At 57.2% G+C, this 7976-nt stretch carries 6 protein-coding genes; 1 reads left to right on the plus strand and 5 read right to left on the minus strand.

Going from position 1 to position 7976, the window contains the following annotated elements:
• Positions 1–102 precede the first annotated feature (102 nt).
• The 3 genes from DW024_RS03145 to pyrR are packed head-to-tail and all read right to left on the minus strand — an operon-like array spanning position 103 to position 2909.
• Positions 103–1392, minus strand: coding sequence for a dihydroorotase (locus tag DW024_RS03145; RefSeq protein WP_118376957.1), 1290 nt, complete (start codon positions 1390–1392; stop codon positions 103–105).
• Positions 1376–2320 carry an aspartate carbamoyltransferase catalytic subunit gene (locus DW024_RS03150; RefSeq protein ID WP_035138537.1) on the minus strand — a complete coding sequence of 315 codons (945 nt, stop codon included), beginning with the start codon at positions 2318–2320 and terminating at the stop codon, positions 1376–1378. The genes DW024_RS03145 and DW024_RS03150 overlap by 17 nt, the downstream gene beginning before the upstream one ends.
• A 4-nt stretch (positions 2321–2324) precedes the next feature.
• Positions 2325–2909, minus strand: a complete 585-nt coding sequence (gene pyrR, locus DW024_RS03155) for a bifunctional pyr operon transcriptional regulator/uracil phosphoribosyltransferase PyrR (RefSeq protein WP_117654814.1) — start codon at positions 2907–2909, stop codon at positions 2325–2327.
• A gap of 451 nt (positions 2910–3360) precedes the next feature.
• Between pyrR and rpmB the strand changes: the two genes are divergently transcribed.
• Entirely contained in the window at positions 3361–3549 is a 189-nt protein-coding gene (rpmB, locus tag DW024_RS03160; protein ID WP_022094725.1) for a 50S ribosomal protein L28, read from the plus strand.
• A gap of 176 nt (positions 3550–3725) precedes the next feature.
• On the opposite strand, the gene DW024_RS03165 is transcribed toward rpmB, so the two are convergent.
• Positions 3726–4451 (minus strand): IS3 family transposase, encoded by a 726-nt coding sequence (locus DW024_RS03165; protein ID WP_199576919.1) that lies wholly within the window; start codon positions 4449–4451, stop codon positions 3726–3728.
• Between the two features lie 291 nt (positions 4452–4742).
• On the minus strand, positions 4743–7862 hold the full coding sequence (locus DW024_RS03170) for an InlB B-repeat-containing protein (RefSeq protein WP_233541319.1): 3120 nt from the start codon (positions 7860–7862) through the stop codon (positions 4743–4745).
• Between the last annotated feature and the right edge of the window lie 114 nt (positions 7863–7976).

A 7976-nucleotide genomic window follows, 5' to 3' on the forward strand; every position in this document is an offset into this window, starting at 1 on the left:
GTGTGGGCATAGACGCTCCAATCCCCCATGCGGTTGCATGGTCTAAACGAACAGAAAGCGCGGCACCGCAAGGGCGCCGCGCACAAAAGCGATAAGGCTATGCTAGCAGATGCAGCCGTCGGCGAGCGTCTGCTTGCCACCGACAAATACATCGGTGGCACGACCGGTGAGCGTGCGGCCGGCAAAACCGGAGTTCTCGGCGCGCGACTCGTAACCGTCCTCGCCAACCGTCCAGGTTGCGGAGGGGTCAAACACGGTCAGGTCGGCGACAGAGTCCGCCTTGACCTGAACCTGATCGAGGCCCAGAATCTCACGCGGCTTGATGGCCATGAGCTCGACCATGCGGCTCACGCTCATCTTGCCCGTATTGACCAGCTCAGTGAGCACGAGCGACAGCGAAGTCTCGAGGCCAATCATTCCAAAGGGCGCGAGCTCGAACTCGCGGGCCTTCTCCCACGGGGTGTGGGGAGCGTGGTCGGTAACGATAGCGTCGACGGTACCGTCGATGACACCCTGACGGATGGCCTCGGCATCCTCGTCGGTGCGCAGCGGCGGATTGACCTTGAGCGAGGTGTTGTAGGTCTCGTCCAGGTCGTTCTCGGTCAGGAACATGTGGTGCGGGGTGGCCTCGCAGGTCACCTGGACACCGGCAGCCTTACCGGCACGCACGAGCTCCAGGCCATGAGCGGTGGAGATGTGCTGGATGTGCAGCTTGGCACCGGTCAGCTTGGCAATCTCGATGTCGCGGGCAATCTGAAGCTCCTCGCCGGCGGCCGGCCAACCCTCGAGGGCCAGACGGGTCGAGACCTTGCCCTCGTTGATCTGGCCGTGGCCGACCAGATCCTCGTCCTGGCAGTGGCTCATAAAGACCTTGCCGAACATCTTGCCGTAGTCCATGCAGCGACGGAGCATGCCCGCGCCCTGCACGCCACGACCGTCGTCAGTGAAGGCGACGGCGCCGTGGGCGACCATATCGCCCATCTCGGACATGGCCTCGCCCTTAAGACCGCGGGTCATGGCGCCCGACGGATAGACGCGGCAGTGACCGACCTCGGCAGCGCGGGACTTGACGAACTCCACGACGGTGCCGTTATCGGTGACGGGATCGGTGTTGGGCATGGCGCACACGCCGGTAAAGCCGCCCTTGGCAGCTGCACGGGTGCCGCTCTCGATGTCCTCTTTGACCTCGTAGCCGGGCTCGCGAAGGTGAACGTGCATATCCACCAGGCCGGGGACGAGGTACTTGCCGGAAAGGTCGCGGACCTCGGCTCCCTCGACGGCGAGATTCTCGCCGACCTCGGCGATCTTGTCGCCGTCAATCAGGACGTCAACGACACCGTCAAGCTCGACGGACGGGTCGACGACGTGGGCATTCTTAAGAAGCAAGGCCATTATCGGCACCTCCAAGCAGCAGATACAGGATAGCCATACGCACGCAGATGCCGGCGTAGACCTGCTCCAGGATGACGGAGCGTTGCGGGTGGTCGGCCATATAGGAGTCGAACTCGACGCCGCGGTTGATGGGGCCCGGGTGGCAGATGATCGCATCGGGCTTCATGAGCTTCTCGCGGTCCTTGGTCAGGCCGAAGAGCTTGTGATACTCGCGAATCGTGGGGAACGGAGCGCCCTCAAGGCGCTCCTGCTGCACGCGCAGCATGTAGACGACGTCCAGCTCGGGCAGGACGGAATCGAGGTCGCTCGTCACGTGGTCGCAACCCAGAACCTCGGGCGCCGGCGGCAGCAGCGTGCCGGGGGCGACAGCGTAGGTCTCGCAGCCCATGATCTTAAGGGCGGGGATCAGCGAGCCGCAGACACGGGAGTGCGCGATATCGCCGACGACAGCGACCTTCAGACCGTGGAAGTCACCCTTGTGCTCCCAGATGGTGTACAGGTCGAGCAGGGCCTGCGTAGGATGGTTGTGCTTGCCGTCGCCGGCGCAGATAACGCTCGCGGGCGAGTTCTGCGTGACGATGTAGGGAGCACCGGCGTGCTTATCGCGAACGACGATGCAATCAATCTTGTAGGCGTTGAGGGTCTCGACGGTGTCGACGAGGCTCTCGCCCTTGACCGTGGAAGTCGAGGAGCCGCCAAAGTTGAGGCTGTCGGCCGAAAGGCGCTTCTCGGCGAGCTCGAAGGAGCTGCGGGTGCGCGTCGAGGGCTCGTTGAACATGTTGACGATGGTCTTGCCCTTGAGCGTGGGGACCTTCTTGATCGCACGCTCGTTGACCTCGGAGAACGCCTTGGCGGTCTCGAGGATGAGCTTGATGTCCTCTTCGGAGTACTCGGTAATGTCGATCAGGTGCTTATGGTTGAACGCCACGGTACTACTCACCTCCCAGCGGCGCGGAGCCCACATGGGAACCCGGCGCGACGTCGTTAATCTCGACAGCGGTGCGGCCGTCTACTTCCTTCATATATAGGTGCACGTTCTCCTCATGCGACGAGGGAACGTTCTTGCCGACAAAGTCCGGCGAGATGGGGAGCTCACGGTGACCGCGGTCAACGAGAACTGCCAGCTCGATGCGGCTCGGACGGCCCAGGTCCATGACGGCATCCAGAGCGGCGCGGATAGTACGGCCCGTATACAGGATGTCGTCCACCAGCACAACGCGCTTGCCGTCGACGCTGAAGGGAATGTTGGTAGCGTGGATCGCGGGAGCGAAATTGGTCGCATAGTCATCGCGGTAGAAGCTGATGTCGAGGCTGCCGAGCGGAACGTCGACGCCCTCGATCTCCTTGATCTCCTCGGCGAGCTTCTTTGCCAGAAGGTCGCCGCGCGTGACGATACCGACCAGAGCGAGGTCTTCACAGCCCTCGTTGCGCTCGAGGATCTCGTGCGCGATGCGGGTCATCGCTCGGTTGACGGCGGTCTCGTCCATGATGACCGCCTTGGGGGAAGTCGTGCCCATCGATCTCCTTCCTCACATGTCTTGACTGCTGACACAGTCAAAAAAATAGATGCCCGACCGCTTAAAGCGGACCAGACACCCACAGGAAGGGCTGCTCTTTGGCAGCAATGTAATTCCATGTGGGTATCTCGTACCCCTTTAATGGTCAAGGGATAGTGTAGCCAACCTCGAGCTTAATTGCGAGCATAAATACAGAGCAATCCGTAAACGGGCGCAGGCGCTCCATAAACCTATATATATTTGTGGGACGAGCTTGAAAACGCACGCACGAGCTGGCATAATCCCCTCTGCTGCACGCAAATCGGATCTACGTCCAGGGCCGTAGCGTGAGCACTATCGCCAAAAGAGGAATATCTCTGTGTAGATTGCGCACAGGGAGCGACTTCTGTGCTATAGTTCAGGCTTGTTTGTTAACGCGACATGTTCGTTTGTCGCCCAAGGAGGGTCAGTTATGTCCAAAGTTTGCGAAGTTTGCGGTAAGCACCCCGTTGCCGGTCGCTCCATCAGCCACTCTCACCGCGTCACCAACCGTAAGTTCCGCCCCAACATCCAGCGCGTCTACGTCGTCGTCGATGGTCACCGTCGCAAGATGAACGTTTGCTCCACCTGCCTCAAGTCCGGCAAGGTTGCGCGCTCCTAAATAAGGTCTTACCAACAAGTACCTCGGACTCTCCGGGTCAAAGACCTCGCGTTCACGTAGAACTATAAGAAACCGCTTTCTTTTGAGGAGGCGGTTTCTTTTTCTATCTATCCAGGAATGCAAAACCAGGGCGAAAAATGGACTGCGTCCCAAATCTTGGACGCCCTAAATAGCGATTAGGCCGCGAGGGCCTGATTCCGGAACTCCTCCGGGGTCAGGCCCTTCAATCTTACCTGCCTCCGGCGCGTGCGCCAGTGGACTACGTATTCCTCCAGGTCGCGTTTGAAATCCTCGAACGTCGTCCACTCGCGGCCCAGGTAGAACTCGTCCTTGACGTGGCTGAAGAGCTGCTCGGTGGCGGCATTGTCGATGCAGTTCGCCTTCCTGGACATGCTCTGGACGATGCCGGCGGCCTCGAGCCTGGATGTGTACGAGGCGCGCTGGTACTGCCAGCCCCGGTCCGAGTGCATGGTCGGGGCGGCGCCCTCGGGGATCTTGGACAGCAGCTCGTCGAGCATCCTCGCCTGCTGGGCCATGTCGGGCGTGGTCGATATGTCGCTCGCCACGATCTCCTTGGTGCAGAAGTCCAGCGTCGGGGCCCAGTAGGCCTTGCCGCCCGCCACCTTGAACTCGGTGACGTCCGTCCCCAGCTTCCGCCACGGGGCCCCGGCGTCGAAATCCCTCGCGATCACGTTCTCGAACGTCCTGCCGACGACGCCCCTGTACGAGTTGTACCCGTGGTAGGCCGTCTCGCGTCTGATACCGCAGCGAATCCCCATCTCGCGCATCATCTTGAGCACGGTCTTGTCGGCTATCACGGCCCCCTCTTCCGCCCTGAGGCACATCGCTATCTGCCGGTGCCCGCAGCCGTTGGCGGTGCGCGAGAAGATCTCGGCGGCCACCGGCGGCCTTCTGCTCGTATGTGTACCTGCCCCGCTTTCCGTCCATGCGCAGCAGCACCTCGCTCCCGAACGCGCGGTATATCTCCTGCCAACTTCTCACGGCTTCCACGGGAAGCGAAAGGGCAATCGCGGCAGATTTATACCCGTGCCCGAGCTCGAAGAGCCCTATGGCCGCCTTCCTGGCCTCGACATCATACTTCACTCTCAAATCAACGCACATAAAGAAAGCCTCCCATTTCTCATGTCCAAGAAATGGGAGGCAGTTCATTTAAAGCCATGGCTGGCCATTATTTATTTATCGTTCCGCCTCTTCTTGCGGTTGTATTCGAGCAGCAAGCCCAAAGAAGTCAAAGCAGATCCGACAACTGCCAGCGGAAGAACCGGCAGCAGTCTCTCCCCTGTCGAAGCCAGAGCACCCGGCTCGGTGGTCTTGGTCTGGGAGGCGGGGTCGGCCTTGGTCTCGCCGCCGTTCTCGTCGAAGGTCACGGTGACGTCGCGGGGCACCCACTTCCACTGGGCGTAGACGGTCGTGGACTTGGAGACCTCGGTCTTGTCGGTGAACTGATCGCCCGACCCGTCCCTCTCGGTGTTCCAGCCGTCGAACGCCCAGCCCTTGCGGGTCGGGGCGGTCTTGGGCAGCGCGAAGGTGAACGAGGTCTTGCCCGGCTCGGTGGTCTTGGTCTGGGAGGCGGGGTCGGCCTTGGTCTCGCCGCCGTTCTCGTCGAAGGTCACGGTGACGTCGCGGGGCACCCACTTCCACTGGGCGTAGACGGTCGTGGACTTGGAGACCTCGGTCTTGTCGGTGAACTGATCGCCCGACCCGTCCCTCTCGGTGTTCCAGCCGTCGAACGCCCAGCCCTTGCGGGTCGGGGCGGTCTTGGGCAGCGCGAAGGTGAACGAGGTCTTGCCCGGCTCGGTGGTCTTGGTCTGGGAGGCGGGGTCGGCCTTGGTCTCGCCGCCGTTCTCGTCGAAGGTCACGGTGACGTCGCGGGGCACCCACTTCCACTGGGCGTAGACGGTCGTGGACTTGGAGACCTCGGTCTTGTCGGTGAACTGATCGCCCGACCCGTCCCTCTCGGTGTTCCAGCCGTCGAACGCCCAGCCCTTGCGGGTCGGGGCGGTCTTGGGCAGCGCGAAGGTGTAACTGTCCTTATCTGCAGTCTTATCTTGCAAAAACTTTTGAGGATAAGCAGGATCGTATGCGCCATTATCATCAAAAGTCAGCGATAACTTTGCTGCGACCTGCCACATGTGAAAATCATCAGTACTGTCGGCATCCCTGACGCGCTTAAGGTAATAGCCCTCACCAACCGCATCCTCGTTGCCAAGAATAAAAGTGCTTTGCTTAGGTGCATCACCACTAGCTTTGGAGAGTACGTAGTTATCTCCGAGTGACGGCAGTTTCAAATTCTGCCAATTGTTCGGATCCACCGTATTAACAGTAGTCTTCCCTGACGATTCCCCTTTTACAATAAGGGGTATGTCGCCGCCATCATCCGTGCCATCATAGTTATTAGTGACAGCTGGCAGTCTAATTTCAGCGTCATCGCCACGGTAATTTCCTTGGAATAATGCGGGTGCCATTAAGGCAAGTGTGCCCTTATTAATAACGGCACCTTTCAAATTACTTGAACCGTGATCGATGAGAATGCCCTTACTGCCAATAGAGGTGGTTCCCTTAACGAAAATATCGTTATAGTTTTTCGCAGTATTGTATTGTTGCTCCCAAGTACCATTGATATCGACATAACCATATACGTAGGCTTGAGAGCCAGCTGTCGTCAAAACGCTGCCCTCATCTACCCGAAGGCCATTGTCTTCAATTAATTCATTGCTAGAAGCATTGTTGCAACCAAATTTGGTCGTTACATTTGTATTCGATTGACCAGTAATAGCGATCTTATTTACAGAAGAAATCGTACCGGCCGTAATTTCGGAGTTATCAGTAACATTCAATGCAGATGCGTACTTAATATAAGGAATCTCAGCCACAGTCCCTGCAATATTGATTGTGGGAGAAGAAGACCCCTTGGGAAGCCCATAGTACACACCCGTAACGCCCGTAGCTATTTCCGGTCGTCCAGCAATATTAATGAAGGAACCGTCAGAAATCGATACATTCTTGTTCGAAGTCAACGAAACGTAGCCAACACTGCCGCTATTCAGACTGATAGATAGCTTTCCTCTAGCCTTTACGCTCGATCCCTCATCCGACGAATTGGTCAGGTCGTTCTCGCAGAAAACATACCCATGAGAATCGCCCGCTTCATCCCTCAGCTCAACACCAGAAGCGTTCACGGCGATATCACCGTTTACAGCACTCCACTCTGCTCCATAAATAGAGCCAACATGGGAGCCGTGGACATTAACGGTAATAGATCCGCCAACGTTCGCTTTCTTCGAACCTTCAATAAAAGGGACATCATTGGGTATCGATCCACCTTTATCCCAGCCCCAAACATTCTCGTAAGCATCGATAACGACATCGCCATCGACCTCATAAACTCCATCTGGGATCATTTGTCCTGCGCCAATTATTGGCCAATTGCTATTAAGACGAAGCGTTTTGTCGGTGTTTTCATAAGTACTGCTGCCCGCAATAATATGAATGTTGCCTTTAATAGGCGCAGGGTCACCAAAATGACCGCAAATTTCATTTACCCGACCCGAGCGAACATCAAGCGTCACGTTGCCGCGCATCTCACAACCGTAAGTGCCTTCGATAGCAGGAGAAACTTCGGAGTTGGCATTGTCGTAAACAAGCGTGGCGTTACCACCTACATAAACAGCAGGAAAGCCGTTTCCATCGCCGCTCGACCCATCGCCGCGCATGCAACCGGGATTAACGTGATTACCGCTAGCCATGCGAAGGTTACCGCTGATCTCAAGATAGGTGTCATGCTCGACGGATCCTTGATATGAACCACCGATGACGTCATGAAGGCCAGCGCCACTACCAGGATTGATATATCCAGACGCGGCTATCACCACATGTGTGTGATCGACAGTCGACCTATAGCCACCGCCATAAAGTGTTTCAGAGAGGTTGAGCTCGCAGTTACGAGTGAAAACGGTATCGAAACCATTGCAATAGAATTTTCCTGAACCAACCACTTCGACGTTGTCAAAAGTACAAGATCCGGAAAGCATGGCACGGTTGGAGAAGTGCAAGGTTGCGCGATTATCACCGTCACTCGTCACGGTAATCTTCTTGTTAGCAACGCCGAAAGTCGAAACGTAATCTTGGGTCGGTACCACAAAAGACGAGCCGCCTTTTAGGACAAGTCTGATCTCCGATAAATTATCGGAGGCGATTTTATTCAGCGCATCCTCAAATGTTAATTGATCATTAACTTGATAAACACCAGATTCTGCTGCATCAGAATTCGATTCATCAGATGTTTCATTCACATTCACATCGTTTGACTGCTTATCCGAGACATCAGATTCAGGTTTTTGATCATCACTTGAAACCGTATTGTCGTTAGACGAAGCCTCGACCGCCCCCCCCCCCCCCCCCCCCCC

This window comes from Collinsella sp. AF37-9 (assembly GCF_003475115.1).
Taxonomy (GTDB): domain Bacteria; phylum Actinomycetota; class Coriobacteriia; order Coriobacteriales; family Coriobacteriaceae; genus Collinsella.